We start from the raw sequence: 19,418 nt of genomic DNA on the forward strand, positions 1-19,418 counted from the left end.
GTCGGCGGATTAGAGGGCACGGCTGCCGGTTGTGCGGAGAGGATAAGGCTTCAATTTTTTGGCATAAATATGTTCCTTTCGTGCATAGAAAACAGCCCTTCGCACACGATTGCGAAGGGCTGTATTGGCTTGTCCGGTTTATTGTTCGCTGCCCGCTGAGAATCAACGGTTCTATAAACCGCTCAAGCCGAGTTTAGATGTCCGACCAGTTCCGGTCGCCCGTCAGGAACTTCTCCGTCAGGATCGACAGCAGCTGAATGCCGACTTCGTTTTCCCCGCCTTCGGGAATGATGAGGTCGGCGTATTTTTTGGATGGCTCGATAAAGGCCTCGTGCATCGGCTTTACCGTCGCCAGGTACTGCTGGTGAATCGACTGGATGCTGCGTCCGCGTTCCTCAATGTCGCGCAGGACGCGGCGCAGAATGCGGACGTCCGGATCGGTGTCGACGAACACCTTGATGTCGAGCATCTCGCGCAGCTTCTCGTCCGAGAGGACGTGAAGGCCTTCGATGATGACGATATTGTTCGGCGTCAGCTCCACCTTGTCGACCGAGGAGCGGGCGTGAACCGTAAAGTCGTACACCGGCGCGTAAGCGGTTTGGCCTTCTTTTAACTGGCTCAAATGCTCGATAAGTAGTTCATTATCAAAGGCGAACGGATGATCATAGTTGATCAGCTCCCGTTCCGCCAGGCTAAGATGAGGGTTGTCCTTGTAATAATTGTCCTGGGAAATGAAGGTGACCTTTCCCGAACCGAGACGATCGATGACCGAACGGGCCACCGTCGTTTTGCCGGAGCCAGTGCCGCCGGCGATACCAATAATAAGCATGACGAGTCGTGTACCCCCTAAATGAATTGCCACCTGCAACTATAACCCAAGTATTGTAGCACAGCTGCTGCTTTTTTTCACCTTATCGGGGTTATGAGAAAAATGGTAAGGTAGTTGAGTGAGCAAGGCGAGCGCCATGGAAAAAACTTGTAATGGATGGGTTAGCAAACCATGTCGAGAATGGCTTCTTATTGGTTGCAGGCACGGGCAGGAAATAAAACGTTAACGGGCGAATGTAAGTAAGATTAAAAATTACTAAATTGACTTTGTAAACAAAGAAAGGTTGATGATTGTGCCACTCGTAGATATGCCGCTGTCCCAGTTGAAGCAGTATGAAGGAAGAAATCCGAAGCCGGATGATTTTGATACATACTGGTCGCAGGCACTGGAAGAAATGCGGGCTGTTGATCCGCAGGTGGAACTCGTTCCGGCGGATTTTGAAGTGCCGTTTGCCGAATGCTTTTCGCTGTATTTCACCGGGGTGAACGGCGCGAGGATTCATGCCAAGTATGCCAGGCCAAAAGGAGCCGCCCAGCCTCACCCGGCCGTGCTGCAATTTCACGGTTATACGGGAGACAGCGGGGATTGGATGGATAAAATGGTCTACCCGGCGATGGGTTTCTCCATCGCGTCGCTGGACGTCCGCGGCCAAGGCGGCTTGTCCGAGGATAAGGGCGGTGTGGTCGGCAACACGCACCATGGACATATTATTCGCGGCCTAAGCGACAAGGACCCGCACAAGCTGCTTTTCCGTGACGTGTTCCTGGACACCGCACAGCTGGCGGCGATCGTGATGGGCTTCCCGGAGGTCGACGCAGACCGCGTGGGGGCGACGGGCTGGTCGCAGGGCGGAGCACTGACGATTGCGTGCGCCGCGCTGGAGCCGAGAATCAAGAGGGCGGCCCCGGTATATCCGTTTCTGAGCGATTATAAGCGGGTATGGGAGATGGATCTCAGCGTTCATGCGTACGAGGAACTCCGTACCTATTTCCGCAAGTTCGACCCGCAGCATCAGCGCGAGGACGAAATTTTCACCAAGCTTGGCTATATTGACATTCAGAACCTGGCTTCGCGCATTGAGGCCGACGTCATGGTTGGCGTAGGACTGATGGACACGATCTGCCCGCCATCGACCCAGTTCGCCGCCATTAACAAAATGAAGTCGTCTGTGAAGCTTGAAATCTATCCGGATTTCGGCCACGAAGGTCTCCCTGGCTTGAACGACAAGATCGTGCAGTTTATGAAGGGGCTCCAGGAGGAATAGTCGCGTATCATAGCCGCAGATAATAGCGGTGGATTGATTGGCTAGCTCTTAGGCTGTAAAAGAGGCTGCGTTTCATTCCGGCGTTGCACTGATCGAATGCATTGCATCGTTCGACAACCGGCTGTCATGGAGCGGACTTTTTTGCACTCCTTTTTCTAACCTACTTGCTCCTTAATCAAAGGTATTCCTTGAGGCTAAATATTGGCCAGGGAATGCCTTTTGGCGTCTGTTTAATGGTACGGGTTACAGAAATGGATAGTTTTTAGAATGGGGGTACGACCCGATAGAAAAAAATATCGAATTTTGGCGGCCCAGTTAACTTTCGTTAATTGTTGGTGCCTGTTTGCCTTGCTACGATAGGGATGCCTTTTTGATCCCGATTCAAAAGACCTAGACGGAAAGACTCATGCTGGCTTGGGGTTGGGACAATTTTCATATCTGAAAGAGCAAGGAGAGATAGGAAATGCACCGATTAAGAAAGCTAAGTCTGGGAGCCGTGCTTATGTTTGGCCTGCAGCAGCTGTACCCGGTGGCGGCATTTGCCGAAATTGCAGTGGAGCCGCAGGAGGACCCGTTTGTTTTTTATGTTAGCGACAACGATTATGGTGAGGGATACAAGCTGAGGGTTAGCTCCTATAACGATCAGGAAGACCTTTTGCACGAGGACACCAGCGAGGGCCCGCCGAATGAGCCTTTCGTCATTTCCATTAATCCGTACGAAAATCAATGGATTCCGCACGTTGATCTGGATGACCCGCATCCAGTTACGTTCCGGGTGGAGACGATTAAAATGAACGGCAGCGGTTCGGAAGGGGATGGATCATCCCCTGAGACCTCTGGCGGGACTGGCGGATCGAGCGGAGCAGATAGCGGCAGTGAAGAGCCGGGCAACTCTAGCGGCGAAGTCGGCGACGGCACGACCGGGGGCACGAGCAGCGGCAATGAGGGAACTGTAGGCTCGGATTCCGGAGAAACCGGCGGCGGTACCGGCGGAAATGAAAGCGGCGAAAGTGAAACCGGAGATGCGGGGCAAGGCGATCCGATTCCCGGGAACTCCGGGGAGCCTGGGGGTTTGCCTGGAATCGGTATCGAATCATTTAGCTCCGATGTACCGCAAGGGGATAGCACAAGTGTGGCGGCGGTTCCCGGCAATGAAAACAGCGAAGAGATTGTGGACAGCGTCGATTATACGTGGAGCCCAATGGCGACCGTTGAAGGGGATATCCCCATTGAACCCGGATCGGTGGACGACCTGAGAGTGTTGGTGGCGAGCGGAGACAGCCTCGGGACCTCCGTAGGCGAAGGCGATGAAGGATTTAAATACGATGAAGAAACACACATGGTCCATTATAAGGTAAACCTGCCGAAGGGCGGACCTTACCTCGTCGAGGCCACCGTTGACGGTGACCCTTATGGATCGGCTCTGGTGAAGCCGGTTACCGGGGTGAACCGTTTCCCAAGTAAAACGCTCCTCGAGGGCAACGAGATCCATACTTACTTTGAAGTAGACGCTGATCCTCTTGTCCCGTACACCGTAGAACAATTGAATGGGATGGACGACAGCTTGAATGCGGACGATGGACAGGCGGTCGATTTCGGCGAACAAACCTACAATACGTCCAAGGAGGTCGAACTTCCGTTCGAATTTCCGTTTTATGGGGAGAAGCATGGCCAGATCTGGATCGATATCAACGGAGGAATTTATTTTGACAATTATTCCACTCCGGGTCCAGAGAATTATCCGGATGTAGATGCACCGCCTGCTCTGCAGGCCTACGTATCCGGTCTGAGGCTGAATCCTACCGACCCAAACTCCAAAATCCTGACGAAAACGATCGGGGAGGAAGGGGACCGGAAGTTTATCGTCCAATGGAACAATATGTATTTTTATAATGACGATGCCCCGATTACGTTCCAGGCGATTCTATTCGAAAATGGGGATGTGCAGTATCAGTATCCGAACATCACGATAGAAAACGGCGAATACGATGACGGCGAGGCTTCAACGATCGGCATTCAAGCCGCTCAGGGCTTGTCCCTAAATTACCTCCTCTATTCGCATCGCATGTCTATGATCGAAAGCAACCAGGCGATCCGCTTCAGACCGGTAACGGTCTCGGATGAGAATCCCTCCGATCCCGGTCATGGCCAGTACACAGTGACCTACAACGGTAATGGCAGCACAGAAGGCGTAGTCCCTGTGGACGGACAAGCTTATGGTACTGAGGATAGCGTAACCGTTCAGGGGAACTCCGGCGGCCTTAAGAAGGATGGGTACGATTTTGCCGGGTGGAGCCAGCATTCGGACGGAAGCGGCACGCTGTATAAGGAAGGCGACACCATTTCGGTCGGCTCGGAAAATATAACGCTCTATGCGGTATGGGCGCCGGTAACTCCTCCAGGTGGCGGTGGCGATAACGGAAACGGCGGAGGAGGAGATAACGGCTCCGGCAATAACGGCGGATCTAACGGCGGTGGAAGTAACGGTGGCAACAATAGCTCGGGTGGCAGCGGCGGATCGAATAACGGCGGCGGCAGCACTGGCGGCTCAACCACGCCAGCGTCTTCGGGAAATTCGACTGCCAGCGTTCCTGCGCCGATCGTGGTGAACGGTAAGTCTTACGATGGAGTGCTTCAAACGACGACTTCTACCAATAACGGGCAGACGTCCGTAACGGCGGTCCTTGATTCGTCGAAGCTGCAGGCCATGCTGAGCCAGGCCGGGCCGGGACAATCCGTCACCATTCCGGTCATGCAGGCGGCAAATACAACGACGGTGGGGCTGACAGCAGAATCGCTGAGGGCTCTGGAAAACGGCGCCAGTCAGCTGGTGATCCAAACCGCAAACGGAAGTTATCAGATTCCGGTTTCTGAGATCGGCACGTCAAGACTAACCCGGCTCTTCCAAGCTTCAGGTGATGTTACGGGCATGAACGTCCAGATCACCATCGCCGGGTATGACGCGGCAAAGGCAGCACAGCTGCAGGCAGCCGCCCAAAAAATGGGGCTGCAGCTGGTGACCGGACCGGTCGATTTCCGGATTGCCGCTTCGTTCCAGGGTCAAACCTTGAACGTTAGCCCGTACAGCACTTATGTGCAGCACATCCTGCCGATTCCGGCAGCAAGTGAAGGTATGGTGTCCACGGGAGTCATGCTGGACGAGAACGGAACCGTGCATCCGGTGCCTACCCGGTTGACCGGAGAGAATGGCAGCCGCAGTGCGGTCGTGAGCAGCGTAACCGGCGGTACGTTCGCCTTGGTTGGCTACAGCACAAGCTTCAGCGATGTGAGCGGGCATATCCAAGAGGTCGTACAGGACCTTGCCTCCCGCCTGATTCTGCAGGGAATCGGGGATGGCCGATTCAGTCCTGACCGTACGGTGACCCGCGCAGAATTCGCGGCCATTCTGGTCCGCGCGTTAGGGCTTGCCGGCGGAAGCCAATCAAGCAGCTATGCCGATGTGAAGCCGGGCGACTGGTATACGGAGGCCGTCACGCTCGCCCAAAAATACGGCATCGTGAACGGTTACAGCGACGGCACGTTCCGTCCAGGCCATACGATTACCCGCGAGGAGGCGCTGGTCATGTTCAACCGGGCCGGTAAGCTGGCCCGCCTGAAAACCGGTGCCGATCAGGAAGGCTTAAACCAAGCATTGTCCGCATTTACAGACAGTCAGGCTGTGTCGGGCTGGGCGGCCCAGGCCGTGGCCGAAGCGGCTCAGAACGAGCTCTTGAACGGCCTTGGCGCTCAGCTGCAGCCGAAAAAAGAGATCACCCGAGCGGAAACGGCCGAGATCCTTCAGCGTTTGCTGGAGAAGTCAGGCCTCATCTGATCGTATAAACACTATAGAACATGTTGAAGCAGCTGCCGGGAATATCCCGGCAGCTTTTATGTTCCAGCCGATGGGGCTCAGTCCATACCCACCAGCGCTTCAAGTTGAGCCCGAATGGCGCCCCGGGCGAATCCGCCGTGATAACAAATGACGTTCTCGATCTCGTAATTCAGATACCTCTGCAGCGAATGTACCGCCGCGTCCATATCCGGCGTGGAAGGGCGGTGGGGTCCCATCAGCTTGCCGTTAACGCTGAACATTGCATCCCCGGCAACGAGCGTTTGGCTCCGGTGCAGATACAGACTGAGGTGTCCCGGCGTATGTCCCGGTGTATAGATTACCTCGATTCCTCCGCAATAGGGCAGCACCTGCCCGTCTTCCAGCGTGTGATCGACCCTGCCCTTAGGCAGGTTGGCGATCAGGAAGGAGACAATCTGCCTGCGCTCACCTTCCGGCAAGCCTTCCAGCTGCCAGGCCATGTGCTCCATGGTGGCCTTCATTAATGGGAGCTCGCCTTCGATATACGGCTTCTCCAACGGGTGGGCGTATACGTTGATGCTGAATCCCGCTTCCTCCAGAATCTCCGGCAGGCTGCCGATATGATCGATATCCTGATGGGTCAGCAATATGGCCCGCAGTCGCTCTGCCGGAACGCCGTGCCGCTCCATTTCGGTCCGGATCTTCCCCCACTGGCCGGGCGTACCGGTATCGATCAGCACCGCATCAAGTCCGTCCCAAACAAGTGTAGGGTGTATCGTTTGGGGGCCACCAAATCCGTCAATCTGCAGTTCCAGCATGATTGCACCATGTTCAATGATCAAGGGAACACCTCCTTTATAGTCAGTTCATAGCGAATGGGCTGCGAAGATACATCTCCCTACCAGAATAACGATCCAAGCGGGCGTAAGGATACGTGAACAGCGTGCCGCTCGAAAAAAACATTCCCGGACCAGGCAGCGAAGGGACCGGACCCCACATAAAAAAAAGCGGTAAGGCCAATAGGCCTCCCGCTATACTTGCAAAACGTTAGGATTTTTTCTTGTCGGAGCCTCCAAAGTTCAGGCCGAGCTCGCCGTCATGGCTGCCGACATTGCCGCCGACCTTAAAGCTGACGCCTTTACCGCCGCCAACTTGCGCCCCGGCATGTGCCCCGAGACCGTGATCGCCGCCCACATGGGCACCTGCGCTGACGCCGGCCCCCTGCCCGCCGCCAACCTGGCTGTTCACATAGGCACCGATGCCGTGGTCTCCGCCAAGCTGGGCTTCCGTATTCAAGCCGATTCCCTGCTTGATGCCGACATGTCCGTCGGCGTGGACGCCCAGGCCGTACTTGCCGCCCAATTGGGCGCCGGTATCGAAGCTGAGGCCATGGCTGCCGCTTACCCCGGCTTCACCTTGAACGCCGAGCCCGTAGGCTTCGCCGCCGACATGCGTGCCGGCTTGGGTGCTGACGCCGGTGCTGTCCATCTGGCCGCTGGCGCTGACTCCAACGCCGTGTTTGCCGCCGATTTCCATCGAGGTGTTCATCTGGACCCCTTTGGTGGATTCGGCTTTTTGCTCACCCTTTACGGCTTCGCTTTTCACTGGCTCTTCTTTCGCGGCCTTTTCCTTGACGGGTTCGCTTTTTACCGCTTCACTTTTCACAGGAGCTTCCTTTACGGCCTCAGGTTTGACTGCCGTATTCTCGGGCTTTGCCAGCTCTGTTTTCTCGGTAGTAGGGTTAATCTTGAATTTGTAGCCTTGGGGCGTAGGTTCAACCCGGTTCCAATCATAGGGGAACGGCTGTGGAGCGATGGGGGCAAACGGATAAGGATAGGAGTTGAGCTGCCCGTTCGTGTCGTATGCGTAGTACGTGCGGTAGGGAACCGGATAAACGTACTGGGGCCACGTATAGGGAAGGGCGTATGGATAAGAGGATCGCTGGTTGTAAGCATAAGCATACGGGTCCACGCATGGCTGCCAGCACGGCCCGTACGGATGTCCATTCGTAATCATGGGGAACCTCCATATTTGAATTTAATACTATAACCTATTCACATGGAGCCCGTGATGACACCCGCCTATGGGTTGTTTCTTCGAAAGAGAAGATGTATTATTTCCGAGCCTCGCTAAGGTGCCTATTCGCTTGTCTCTCACACCCCCGGTATATGACGTTTGTCATACTCCCTACCTGATGTTCATGACTACTCGGTGACGGTCTGGTTTTCTATACTTAGGCTAGAAGACGTCCTCGGAAGCCCCGAGTATGACGGCATGCTTCATTCAGGGAGGAAGACAGATGAAAACACAAACCAAGGTCACCAATCTAAAAAAAGAAATGGCCCCCTATGAGAAAAGCAATACGAAATCGAGCATCATGCAGGTCGTGACAACCCTAGGACCTCTGTTATTACTCTGGTACGCCGCATATTTAAGCTTATCCGTATCGTATTGGATAACGATTCCTATAACCCTGATTGCTTCCGGATTCGCCATTCGGACCTTTATTATTTTTCACGACTGCTGCCACTATTCATTCTTTCAGAATCGGCGGGCCAATGAAATCATGGGTATGATTACGGGGATTCTGACGCTTGTTCCGTACCAGCAGTGGAAGAACGAGCACTCCATTCATCATGCCACGAGCAGCAACCTGGATAAACGGGGGATCGGCGATATGTGGGTGATGACCGTGGATGAATATGCCGCGGCGTCATGGACGAGGAGACTCGCTTACCGTTTCTATCGCCACCCGGTTGTTATGCTCGGACTCGGGCCGATCTTCGTGTTTGTCATATCGTACCGTTTTAACCGTAAAGGAGCGAAGCGGAAGGAACGCATCAACACCCATGTGACGAATGCAGCGATTGTCGGTTTGTATGCAGTGATGTGCTGGGCGGTAGGCTGGGAGGCGTTTCTGATGGTACAGCTCCCGATTTTATTCGTATCCGGGATGCTGGGCATTTGGCTGTTTTACGTGCAGCATCAGTTTGAAGATTCCTACTTTGAAAATGAAGACGAATGGAGCTACGTAAAAGCTGCGGTGGAAGGAAGCTCGTACTACAAGCTGCCCAAGGTGCTGCAGTGGATCACAGGCAATATCGGTTTCCATCATGTCCACCATTTGAGCCCGAAGGTGCCCAATTACAATTTGGAGAAGGCGCATAATTCGACGCCGCCGCTTCAGAAGGCTACGACAATTACGCTCGCGACGAGCTTGGCCTCTCTTAAATTCCGGCTGTGGGATGAGGAGAACAAAACATTTGTCAGCTTTAAGCAGATCAAACTTGGTCGGCGGCAAACCGAGCGTGGAGCTAAACCGATCAAAGCCAACAGAGCAAGCATACAAGGGGAATAGCGCTGTGATCCCGCGTTTATGATAAACTACAAGGAATACTATCGTTCGCACATCGGGGGGGCAGCGGCCTTGCAGAAATGGTACCAAATTTTCCACAGGAGCACAGGACTTAGTCCGTATGTGTGGGTCATCTTTTATATTTTCCCTTTTTACTTCATATTTCGTTCTTCGTCCACGGTTCATGTGGTGTTTGGCACCCTGATGATTCTGGCGTTCTTCGGCTGCTATGTGTTGTCGTTTGTATCCAAGGGCTGGTGGTTATATTTTTGGACGTCCATTCAGATTCTGATATCCTTGGCCATGACCCTGATCTTCGGATATGTCTATTTCGCGCTCTTCGTTGCATTCTTTATCGGAAATATTCATCACCGGGTTGGATTCGTTACGCTGTATACGATTCATCTCGTCACAACGATGGTTACGGTGAATTATGAATATGTGACGCAGAATCCCGTCATGATTACCCAAATTCCGTTCGTCCTGATCAGTCTGATCGCGGTGATTCTGCTGCCTGTCACCACATACTATCGGAACAAGCGAGGGAAACTGGAGACACAATTGGAGGATGCGAATAAGCGGATTTCCGAACTGGTGAAGCTGGAGGAACGCCAAAGGATTGCCCGCGACCTCCATGATACGCTCGGTCAGAAGCTGTCCCTTATCGGGCTGAAGAGTGATTTGGCCGGCAGATTAATCAGCACCGACCCGGCTCAGGCGAAGTCCGAGATCAATGATGTGCGTCAAACGGCAAGAAATGCTTTGAAAGAAGTGCGGGACATGGTCACGCAGATGCGCGGCACGCGCCTCGAAGATGAAATGTTCCGCGTCAAGCAGATCCTTAAGGCGGCTGAGATTGAATTTGTCATGGCAGGGGACCCGATTCTCAGCAATACTTCGTTATTGGTTGAAAATGTGCTGAGCATGTGCCTGAAAGAAGCGGTGACGAATGTGGTCAAACACAGCGGCGCCACCGTCTGCTCGATCGTCATCGAGTCGTCTGCAACCGAGCTGACGATGAAGGTCATCGACAACGGGATTGGAATCCAAACGGACCCGGTCTTGGCCAGAGGAAGCGGTCTGCGCGGGATGAAAGAACGGCTGGAGTTCGTAAACGGCAGCATGGAAATCGCCGCGGGCATCGATCAGGGCACGAAAGTGATCATTAAAGTGCCGAACGCCGTTAAACACCCGGATAAGGAGGTCATCATATGATCCGAATCGTTATAGCCGAGGACCAACGAATGGTGCGGGGCGCGCTTGCCTCGCTGGTCAATTTGGAAAAGGATATGCAGGTTGTGGGCCAAGCGAGCAACGGCGAGGATGCCGTGAAGCTGGTTCAGCAGCTGAAGCCGGATATTTGTATCATGGATATCGAAATGCCGGGGAAGAGCGGGCTCGAAGCGGCCGAGGAACTGAAAGGAAGCGGCTGCAAGGTGATGATTCTGACGACCTTTGCACGGTTTGGCTATTTCGAGCGGGCCATTAAGGCCGGGGCATATGGATATTTGTTAAAGGACAGCCCCAGCGAAGAATTGGCAAGTTCCATTCGGAGCATCATGGCGGGCAGACGGATTTATGCGACAGAGCTCGTGGACGATGCTTCCGGTCAGGAGAACCCGCTTACCCCACGGGAAAAGGACGTGCTCGGCCTCATTGCCGATGGCAAGAACACAAAGGAAATCTCCAGTCAATTGGATATCACGCAAGGAACGGTCCGGAACTACATTTCCGTTATTCTGGATAAGCTTCAAGTCACGAATCGGGTGGAAGCCATCACGCGCTTTAAAGAGAAGGGCTGGTTCAAATGATTCGATCCCGATGGCCCCTTGGAATGGATTTTGGATGAACCTTAAGGTTTACCGGGTCCGTTTCCAGGGGGCATTTTTGTATTGGACCCTGCAGCCGTTGGAGCTGCCGGAAAGCTCATCGAGATCACAGCCCCGCCTTCCTGCCGGTTGCCTGCGGCAATGATCCCGCCGCAACGCTCCACAATCGCCCGCGAGATCGCCAGCCCCAGGCCGGACTCCCCGTCCTTGCCCTTTACGAATCGGTGGAAAAGAAAGGGGAGAAGCTCATCCGGAATGCCGGGCCCGTCGTCGCTGATGGTCATTTCGATCCGACCCTCCACGACCTTGGCGTGTACATTCATTTGCTCAACGGCATAGCGGGCAGCGTTGGACATGATATTCAGCAGTGCCTGAAGCAGCTTGTCCCGGTCGGCCACGACCTCGAATGGCCCGGACGGCGGGGCGTAATCGATCTGCAGCCGGATCCCTTTCTTGACCAGCAGCGGATTCATGCGTTCCGAAGCTTCAGTGATCAGTTCCTTCAGGGATACAGCGTTTTTGCGGAATACATCTTCCTCGCTGTCCAGCTTCGCAAGCAGGGTCATCTCCGTTACCAGCTTCTTGAGCCTGCCGCTTTCGCTGATGATGATATCGAGGCCTTTGCGGATGCGCTTACCTTCAAATACCCCGTCACGAATGCCTTCCGCATAACCCGCGATGGACATCAGCGGGGTTTTCAGCTCATGCGACGCGTTTTGGAAAAACTGCTTCTGCACATGGTTAAACCGGTCCAGCTCCCCGGCCATGTCATACACGGACTCCGCCACGGAGCCGATCTCGCCTCCAGCTCTGATGAAGCGAACCTCGGAAAACCGACGCTCCTTGACCTTGATCAGCTCCTCCTGCAGGCTCATGAGCGGCCGGATCAGCTTCTTTGTAATAAACAAGCTGAACGCGACCATGAACGCGCCTCCGACGCCGAAAATAATCAGCAGCCGCTTCAGCAGCGCCTGTTCAATCGTTTTGACGCGGCTTACCGGCGTAAGCAGCGTAAGCGTTCCCTGCGGCATGACGCTCACGGATGTAATAAACCTCTTGTCCGTCCCGTCTACGATGTCCTTAAAGACCTGCTCGCCGGAAACGCCCTTTACAGCCTCAGTGATTTTCATGGCGGCGTTCGGAGCGGTTACAGGCATGCTTTTGCCTTGGATATCCGTGAAAATGGCCGCAACTCCGCTGGTGTCCGCCATTTTAACCGGTAAGGCAGGCATCGTTGTGGACGACCAATCCGTGGCAACAGTTTGAATCGTGTCGACCCGCAGTTTGGCTGACATGACGGCTCCCATGGCCTTCAGGTCCTCCTTCTGGGAGCCGATCAGGTGGTCCAGCAGGACGAAATGGATCACCACGGCCGTAACGGACAGGACCAGCAGCAGCGCGATCCCGAAGGCCAAATTAATCTGATGCACGAGCTTCATCGTGAGCGTCTCCTCCTTCGTGTCTTAACCGGTAACCATGTCCCCAGATGGCTTCGATCGGCACATGCTCCAGCTTTTTGCGCATCCGTTTGATCAAGTGGTCGACCGCCCGGTCGCTGCCGAAATAGTCGTCGCCCCAGACCCGGGTCAGCAGCTCGTCCCGCGTGAAGGCTCGGTTCGGATGCTCGGCCAGCACCTGAAGCATCGCGAACTCCTTGCTGGTCATGTCCACTTCTTCCCCGTGCCAGAATACGCGCCGTTCGTCGGGGATCAGCTGCAGCCCTCCCGTTTCGATCCGGGCCGGATAGGACAGGCCCGCTGCGGCATCGCCGGATCCGCTCAGCTTGTACCAGCGCTGGAGCTGCCGTCTGATACGCGCGACGAGCTCGCGGGGGCTGAATGGCTTGACGAGGTAATCGTCGCTGCCCAGCTCCAGGCCCAATATTTTATCGACCTCGTTGTCTTTGGCCGAGATCATGATGATCGGCACTTCCGCTTCCTGCCGGATCCGCCGGCAAAATTCGTAGCCATCCATGCCCGGAAGCATGATATCCAGGACCCACATGTCCGGCGGTGACGTCCGCCACAGAGCCCAGGCCTCTTCCGCGCTGCCGAGGCCGACCGTGCGGTAGTTTTCTTTTTGTAAATACGCCTCGACAAGATCCCTTATATGTACATCATCATCGACCACGGCGATGACGTAACTGTTGTTCATCCCATGTACCTCCCGGATTGGAAATTCATCTCCAGTATATCAAGCGGGCGCCTGCCTATGGAGCTCTGCCATTGTTTTTCCATAATTTCTCCCGCGGGCTGCCACAATCGTTCCGTAGACTGGGACATGTAACACCATATCCGAATTAAAGGAGTGCTGAATCAATGATTCGAAACGCATGGTTTAAAAAGACGGTAGCCTCTGCGCTGCTCATGTCCGCCGTAGCGGCCCCGGCCGTAACCAATGCAGACGCGAGTGAACAGCCCCAGGTTCCTTCCGATGTTCCAACCAAGGTGGCTGCGATACCGGCAATCAAGGGAGCGGTTATTAAATCTGCTATAGCCGATCCGCTCGAGCTGGCCCAAAAATATGCGCCGGACACCGTAGAGGACTGGAAGCAGACATTGGAGCAGTTCAAAAAGGTGGCAGGAGAGGGTCCCCGCTTCTTCAGCGTAATCAAAGCGGTTCCTGTGGAAGATGCAGCGAAAGTAAAAGCGGGTGAAGCTTCTCCGGTTACGGAGACGCTTCAGCAGGCAGCAACTATTTCCGGGGAGAAGATCCGGATCGAAATCCTGGATAAGCTGAAAAACAAGGCGGCCGAGGTGCTGGGTCAGGCCAAGGATCTGGAGCTGGCCGATGTGCCGGGTCAGATCAAGGTGTTCGATAAAGCCGAGGTGCCAGGCGAGATCCTGGAATTGGACAAAGCTGAGGTATTGGGCCAGATCAAGGAGCTGGTGAAATCCGAAGCGACGGACCAAGCCAAACCTGTGGATGAGGCCAAGGCGCTCGGACCTGCCAAGGTCATCATCTCCAAGCTGGGGGACCTGAAGGTGGAGGCGGCTAAGACTGAGCCGGCGGCGGCAGGCGACTCAGAGCATTCCAAAACGTTGAGCATTGCCGTCAGCAAAGAAGCAAGCGAGTCCGCCATTGCGTTTATGAAGGCCCACATCGCTTTGCATGACGCCGTGGAGTCCAAGGACGAGGCGGCCATCAAGGAAGCGCTCGCCAAGCTGCTCGTTCAATACAAGGTGCAGATCAAGGAGCTTGAATCGACGGCTAAATCTTAATCGTTCCGTTGAGCAACCCGTACAGACACATAGAGGAGATATGAAGGCAGTCCCTGTTTCCAGCCCCGGCTGGAGCTGGGACTGTTTGCGTGCGCAAAAAATTTTGCATCTCCCTTTCAAGATTTAGTATGCTAAAGACAGCAAACAACGATCGTTGTTGAACATGTCACGTGAACGGCCGGACTTATGTATCGTCCGGTTGCAATGCGCGAGTTGAAAGGGAGTCGGTCCGGACGAATGAATACGGGTAAAACATTGGCAGAAGCAGGCAAGCAGGCGGAATATGTATTGGGAGGGCACGGTCCCCGAAATCTGGAAGTACTGAAGGAGGCCTTCCGGGAGGTGGACGGGTCCCTCGGTGGTGATGCCTACGGCAAAGGCAAGGTGATAGAGGATTTTCAGAACAAAATGGCGGCGTATTTGGGCAAGGAATCGGCCGTCTTTTTCCCGAGCGGGACGATGGCCCAGCAGATTGCGCTGCGGATCTGGTGCGATGAGAAGCAGGTGAAGAAGGTGGCATACCACCCGCTGTGCCACCTGGAAATCCACGAGGAAGACGGTTTGAAAGAGCTGCATCATATTGAACCGGTGCTTCTGGCGGACAAGGATCGCCTGATCCGGCTGGAGGACGTTGAGCGGATGCCGGAGGACGTCTCCTGTCTTCTGCTGGAGCTGCCCCAGCGCGAAATCGGCGGCCAGCTGCCGGACTACGGTGAGCTCGAAGCGATTTCCGCCTATTGCCGCGAAAAGGGCATCCGCCTGCATCTCGATGGAGCGAGACTGTTCGAGGTTACGCCTTACTATGGAAAAACCGCCGCGGAAATTTGCTCGCTATTCGACAGTGTCTACGTTTCTTTTTATAAAGGCATCGGAGGCATTTCCGGTGCGGTCTTGGCGGGAAGCCCGGATTTTACAGAGCGGTCCAAGGTATGGAAGCGACGGCACGGCGGGGATCTGTTCAGCCTGTATCCGTATGTAGTCAGTGCCGATTACTATTTTGATCGGCGCATTGGACGGATGGAGCAGTATTATGAGGAAGCCAAAGAGCTTGCCGCGCTCTATAACGAATGCCACGGCGTCACCACAAGGCCGGCTGTTCCCGTATCGAATATGTTTCACGTCCATATCCAGCTTGGCAAAGAGCGGCTTGAGGCGCTCCTGGTGGATATCATCAGCGAAACAGGCATTCAATTGAATCATTATGTAAAAGATAACGGGGATTCGGAGTCCTCCTATGAAGTCAGCATCGGGGACTTGTATGCCAAGGTGCCCAAAGAACGGATCCGGGACGCGTTCCGGGTGCTTGACCGGAAGCTGAAGGAAGAGCTGGGCTAAGAAAGGGTCAAACTATTGAGGATGGGATTCTCAACGGACCGGAAGGCGGCATAAGTTAAAAGGGGGCCTGTCTGGCAGCGTGCCTTCAGGGCTTCAGCATGGACTATTTTTGCTGGGTATGGGAGGAACCGAAAGAGTATGGATACGTTGATGGGACTCATTGAGCAGGTGGGTTATTTTGCGTTCTTTTTCGTATTGTGCTTAGGCATTATTGGCCTCCCGCTTCCGAACGAGGTGGTGGTCATGATCGGCGGGGTGCTTGCCGGGACGGGGCATCTGGCACCGGTCTCTTCGTTTATCACGATTTACCTGGGGATCTGTTCAGGCTTGACCGTCGGCTTTGTCGTCAGCCGTCTGGCGGCAAGCCGCCTGCTCGACCGTCTGACCAGGTCCAAGCGGATGGCCAGGTATATCGATAAAGCGGAGCTGCTGAACCGGAAATATGGCAATATGGCCATGTGCATCAGCGTATTCCTGCCTGTTCTGCGAAACGTGACGCCGTATGCCGTTGGCATGAAAGGAATGGCTTACCGCCGTTTTGCCCTGGTCTCTTACACGACGGCGTTCGTGTGGACGCTGCTGTATTTTCTGATCGGCAGCACGCTCGGCCTCCAGGTCGACGATATCAGTACGATGTTCGCCTAAATGTTGAAGGGGGTGAAACCATTGCGCATACAGGATTCCGGATCCCATCATTCTCAAGAGCCAGGTGTTGCTCCAGAGATAGTGACGCTGGGGATGGGCTGTTTCTGGAGCCCGGAGGCATTGTTCGGCCATATGCCGGGGGTAATCCGGACGCGGGTTGGCTACGGAGGAGGAACGACATCAGACCCAACGTACCGGAACATGGGTGATCATACAGAGATGGTCGAGGTCGTGTATGACCCTGGCGTTATTTCCTTTTCCGACATTCTGAACGCGTTCTGGGACAATCATAACCCTTTTAATATTAACGATTACAAAGGCAGGCAGTATTTGTCGCTGCTCCTCTATCGCGGTGATGGACAGCTGAAGGCGATTCACCAGGTCCTGGCCTGGCGCGAGGAGCAGGGCAAAGGACGGCCGGATACGGAAATCGCTCCCCTTACGGCCTGGTACCCGGCGGAAGACCGCCACCAGAAATACTACTTGAAAAGGCATCCGGATGCGATCGGGCAGTTGAGCCGGCTCTATCCGACGCATGAGGAGCTGGTGAGTTCCACGCTGGCCGCCAGGCTGAACGGACTAGCCAAAGGATACACGAGCCTGGAGCGAATACAAAAAGAGATCCATACCTGGCCACTCGCGGAAGAGGAGCGAAGCCTGCTGCTGGAAACGGCCAAGCGGATTAAATGGTGATATATAACGGACAGAAAACAAACCGAAGGGGACAGGCTCCTTTGGTTTTTTTGTGTTAATGCATGATTCACTTACAAATTGTTAGTTAGTCAAAATGGCAGGATTATCTCCAAATCATTTGCGTTCTTACGATTTGTTTGTACCTTTCATATAATTCAATCAAGCGAAAAGAACGGTGCACGTTGATGTGCCAGACGTGGCCCGGCGCTGTACCGGTCTTGCGCTCATTGATTCTATGAGTATCGGCTTCAGGGTGCAACCAAGGCATGTGCCGGTCATGCCTCGGATCCACCGGCTGCCGGTCGTATATATGGAGGGTATGAACATGATCCAACAAATGAATCGCTTATATATTTACTTACTGACGCTGGGCGTTTTCCTGACGGCCACCTCGGAGCTGATCGTAAGCGGCGTGCTCAGTGAGATCGCCGGTGATATGAACGTTACCGTCGGTGCCGCGGGGCAGCTGATCACGGCGTATTCTTTAGCCTTTGCGATCGGCACGCCGGTCTTGATTTCGCTGACCTCCCGTCTCGGGAGAAAAAAGGTGATGCTGGGTTCGCTGCTGGTTTTCGCAGCCGGCTGTGGACTGTCCTTCGCCAGCACCCATTTTGTCCTGCTGATCGCGTCGCGCATCATTCTGGGTATCGGTTCGGGCGTGTACCTGGTGGTCGTGTTCAGCGCCGCCGCCAAGCTCGTCCCGGCGGAGAAGGTCGGCAGCGCCATCGGTACGATTATCCTGGGCTTCAGCTTGGCCATGGTGCTAGGAGTCCCGCTTGGTATCGCCATTACCGGCTGGATCGGATGGAGAATGATCTTCGTCCTGCTGGGAGCGATGAGCCTGCTGATCATGGCGGCGATTTACCGGCTTCTCCCGGCCGTGGAAGGTAATGAGCCCGTCTCCTTGGGACGCCAGCTGCGCCTGCTGGGCAGCGGAGTTATCGTGAGTGCTCTGTTCATTACGCTGTTCCGGGAGACCGGGAATTCGGTGATGTATACCTATATGACCCCGTTTTTGCAAAGCGTACTTCACATGAACGCCGGAGGCGTGGCGGTGACCATGCTGGGCTTCGGCATCCTCGGGGTGATCGGCTCCCGTCTGGGAGGCTACGCCGTGGACCGGTGGGGGGCTGTACGCATTCTGCTGGCCGGTCTGCTCGTCCATGCCGCGGCCCTGGCGCTGCTGCCGGCGTTTTCCTCCTGGCTCGTTCCGGATCTCATTCTGATCGGCGTGATGATGTTCGCCATGTTTGTAACGGCACCGGCCATTCAAACTTACTTTATCCAGCAGGCGCCAGAATCCTCCGATCTCGTACTCAGCTTGAATACGTCGGTGACGCATTTAGGGCTGGCGGCAGGGGCAGGTATGGGAGGAGCCGTGATCAGTGCCACCTCCACCGTGCTGTACAATCCTTGGGTTGCGGGTCCGGTGGTAGCGCTGGGCCTGGGAGCCGCTATCGTCTGCTTCTTTCTTGGCAGGAAGGCATACCGGAGGCTGGCGTGACGGTTACGGCTGCGGCTGCGGCTACCATCCTGAGCGTGTATGACCCATGAAAAAGCGGCGGTACGCCGGGAGCGTCAGGGACGCTTTCCGGATACCGCCGCTTTGTCGTACAGCAGGCGTTTCTAGAAGCAGGTGAACGATTGGATGGTTCTGAGGTCGAGCCCCGAGTACATCCAGAAAAATCCGTTCCAGCGGAATCCGGCAACGGAGGTCCGGCCGACGAAGACGGGATAAAACCAGAAGCCCGGACCGCGTACGGGCCAAATGAACGTATTGCGGAAAAGGCAGCCGGAGATCGCGCCGGGATCAACGGCGAGCGCCGATGCGCCGGTTTGTGCAGGCGTAAATTGCGGCGGCGGGGATGAAGGCGGCTGCACCTGGCCTTGAGGGCCGAAGGGAGGCATGAATGCCATGGGAATGACTCCTTTCTTTGCTCATTTGAGCATAGTTATGGCGAGCTTACGCTAATAAGCTGATGACTAGCAGTTCGTACAGGACCAGAGGCAGGATGGTTTGGTTAAAGAAAGGGGGGCGTCCGGGGATGAAAGCCCGGTGTCCGGGTGACTGCGGAATTTGGATATACACGATACCCTTGTCGCAGTGCAAGAGGGTTCCTTCAAATACATCGCCGTCCAGCGTTTCGATCCGGACATGCTTATTGACATGTTGGCGGCACAGCTGCTTGAAGCGTTCCCGAGCCGAATGAAGCGTTTGGCTCATGTGAGGCTCTGCCTGGTACAGCGTTTGGTGCTGATAGCCTGAATATTGCACACTCATGATGTTGACCTCCGTTTGGAATTGACCTGCTGCATCCTATGCAGATGCCTAGACGGAAGTGTCTTAAAATAAACGAAATGTCATAAACATCAGTAGGAACGGTCCTTAATGACCGTGGATCAATGGATGTCGCCGAGTTTTTAAATAAAAATTTC

At 54.8% G+C, this 19,418-nt stretch carries 17 protein-coding genes; 10 read left to right on the top strand and 7 right to left on the bottom strand.

What is annotated here, in order from left to right; all coding sequences use genetic code 11:
* Positions 1-193: 193 nt before the first annotated feature.
* Positions 194-829: a uridine kinase gene (gene udk, locus ABID47_RS18660; RefSeq protein ID WP_089549327.1), complete on the bottom strand. Its 636-nt coding sequence runs from the start codon at positions 827-829 to the stop codon at positions 194-196.
* Positions 830-1,121: 292 nt separating this feature from the next.
* On the opposite strand from udk, the gene ABID47_RS18665 reads away from it, so the two are divergent.
* A complete protein-coding gene (locus ABID47_RS18665) occupies positions 1,122-2,093 on the top strand; it encodes an acetylxylan esterase (protein ID WP_354498990.1) in 972 nt (323 codons plus the stop codon).
* A 463-nt stretch (positions 2,094-2,556) separates the two neighbouring features.
* Positions 2,557-5,925 carry an S-layer homology domain-containing protein gene (locus tag ABID47_RS18670; RefSeq protein ID WP_354498992.1) on the top strand — a complete coding sequence of 1,123 codons (3,369 nt, stop codon included), beginning with the start codon at positions 2,557-2,559 and terminating at the stop codon, positions 5,923-5,925.
* A gap of 77 nt (positions 5,926-6,002) precedes the next feature.
* Here ABID47_RS18670 and ABID47_RS18675 read toward each other — a convergent pair whose 3' ends face one another.
* Both ABID47_RS18675 and ABID47_RS18680 read right to left on the bottom strand, forming a co-directional pair.
* Positions 6,003-6,746: an MBL fold metallo-hydrolase gene (locus ABID47_RS18675; RefSeq protein WP_354498994.1), complete on the bottom strand. Its 744-nt coding sequence runs from the start codon at positions 6,744-6,746 to the stop codon at positions 6,003-6,005.
* 205 nt (positions 6,747-6,951) lie between these two features.
* Positions 6,952-7,920, bottom strand: coding sequence for a hypothetical protein (locus ABID47_RS18680; protein ID WP_116233023.1), 969 nt, complete (start codon positions 7,918-7,920; stop codon positions 6,952-6,954).
* Between the two features lie 283 nt (positions 7,921-8,203).
* Here ABID47_RS18680 and desA point away from each other — a divergent pair, with 283 nt between their 5' ends.
* From desA to ABID47_RS18695, 3 genes are all read left to right on the top strand, one after another.
* A complete protein-coding gene (gene desA / locus ABID47_RS18685; protein ID WP_354498996.1) occupies positions 8,204-9,262 on the top strand; it encodes a Delta(5) desaturase DesA in 1,059 nt (352 codons plus the stop codon).
* 69 nt (positions 9,263-9,331) lie between these two features.
* Positions 9,332-10,474, top strand: coding sequence for a sensor histidine kinase (locus ABID47_RS18690; RefSeq protein WP_354498998.1), 1,143 nt, complete (start codon positions 9,332-9,334; stop codon positions 10,472-10,474).
* Positions 10,471-11,070, top strand: a complete 600-nt coding sequence (locus ABID47_RS18695) for a response regulator transcription factor (protein ID WP_116233021.1) — start codon at positions 10,471-10,473, stop codon at positions 11,068-11,070. The genes ABID47_RS18690 and ABID47_RS18695 overlap by 4 nt, the downstream gene beginning before the upstream one ends.
* A 41-nt stretch (positions 11,071-11,111) precedes the next feature.
* On the opposite strand, the gene ABID47_RS18700 is transcribed toward ABID47_RS18695, so the two are convergent.
* Both ABID47_RS18700 and ABID47_RS18705 read right to left on the bottom strand, forming a co-directional pair.
* Complete coding sequence (locus ABID47_RS18700) at positions 11,112-12,527, bottom strand: sensor histidine kinase (RefSeq protein ID WP_354499000.1); 1,416 nt, start codon at positions 12,525-12,527, stop codon at positions 11,112-11,114.
* Positions 12,505-13,242 carry a response regulator transcription factor gene (locus ABID47_RS18705; protein ID WP_354499002.1) on the bottom strand — a complete coding sequence of 246 codons (738 nt, stop codon included), beginning with the start codon at positions 13,240-13,242 and terminating at the stop codon, positions 12,505-12,507. The genes ABID47_RS18700 and ABID47_RS18705 overlap by 23 nt, the downstream gene beginning before the upstream one ends.
* A 164-nt stretch (positions 13,243-13,406) precedes the next feature.
* Between ABID47_RS18705 and ABID47_RS18710 the strand changes: the two genes are divergently transcribed.
* From ABID47_RS18710 to ABID47_RS18730, 5 genes are all read left to right on the top strand, one after another.
* On the top strand, positions 13,407-14,309 hold the full coding sequence (locus ABID47_RS18710) for a hypothetical protein (protein WP_354499004.1): 903 nt from the start codon (positions 13,407-13,409) through the stop codon (positions 14,307-14,309).
* 237 nt (positions 14,310-14,546) lie between these two features.
* Positions 14,547-15,644: a threonine aldolase family protein gene (locus ABID47_RS18715; RefSeq protein ID WP_354499006.1), complete on the top strand. Its 1,098-nt coding sequence runs from the start codon at positions 14,547-14,549 to the stop codon at positions 15,642-15,644.
* A 138-nt stretch (positions 15,645-15,782) separates the two neighbouring features.
* Positions 15,783-16,289 (top strand): DedA family protein, encoded by a 507-nt coding sequence (locus ABID47_RS18720; RefSeq protein WP_354499008.1) that lies wholly within the window; start codon positions 15,783-15,785, stop codon positions 16,287-16,289.
* Between the two features lie 93 nt (positions 16,290-16,382).
* Entirely contained in the window at positions 16,383-16,982 is a 600-nt protein-coding gene (locus tag ABID47_RS18725) for a peptide-methionine (S)-S-oxide reductase MsrA (protein ID WP_354499696.1), read from the top strand.
* A 325-nt stretch (positions 16,983-17,307) separates the two neighbouring features.
* A complete protein-coding gene (locus ABID47_RS18730; protein ID WP_354499010.1) occupies positions 17,308-18,486 on the top strand; it encodes an MFS transporter in 1,179 nt (392 codons plus the stop codon).
* 122 nt (positions 18,487-18,608) lie between these two features.
* Here ABID47_RS18730 and ABID47_RS18735 read toward each other — a convergent pair whose 3' ends face one another.
* Together ABID47_RS18735 and ABID47_RS18740 are read right to left on the bottom strand one after the other, a co-directional pair.
* Positions 18,609-18,899, bottom strand: a complete 291-nt coding sequence (locus tag ABID47_RS18735) for a transporter (protein ID WP_089549316.1) — start codon at positions 18,897-18,899, stop codon at positions 18,609-18,611.
* Between the two features lie 46 nt (positions 18,900-18,945).
* The gene (locus ABID47_RS18740) at positions 18,946-19,263 is read right to left on the bottom strand and encodes an LSm family protein (protein WP_105445196.1); all 318 of its coding nucleotides are present in this window, start codon (positions 19,261-19,263) and stop codon (positions 18,946-18,948) included.
* Positions 19,264-19,418: the final 155 nt, after the last annotated feature.

The organism is Paenibacillus favisporus, assembly GCF_040545415.1.
Taxonomy (GTDB): domain Bacteria; phylum Bacillota; class Bacilli; order Paenibacillales; family Paenibacillaceae; genus Paenibacillus_AQ; species Paenibacillus_AQ favisporus.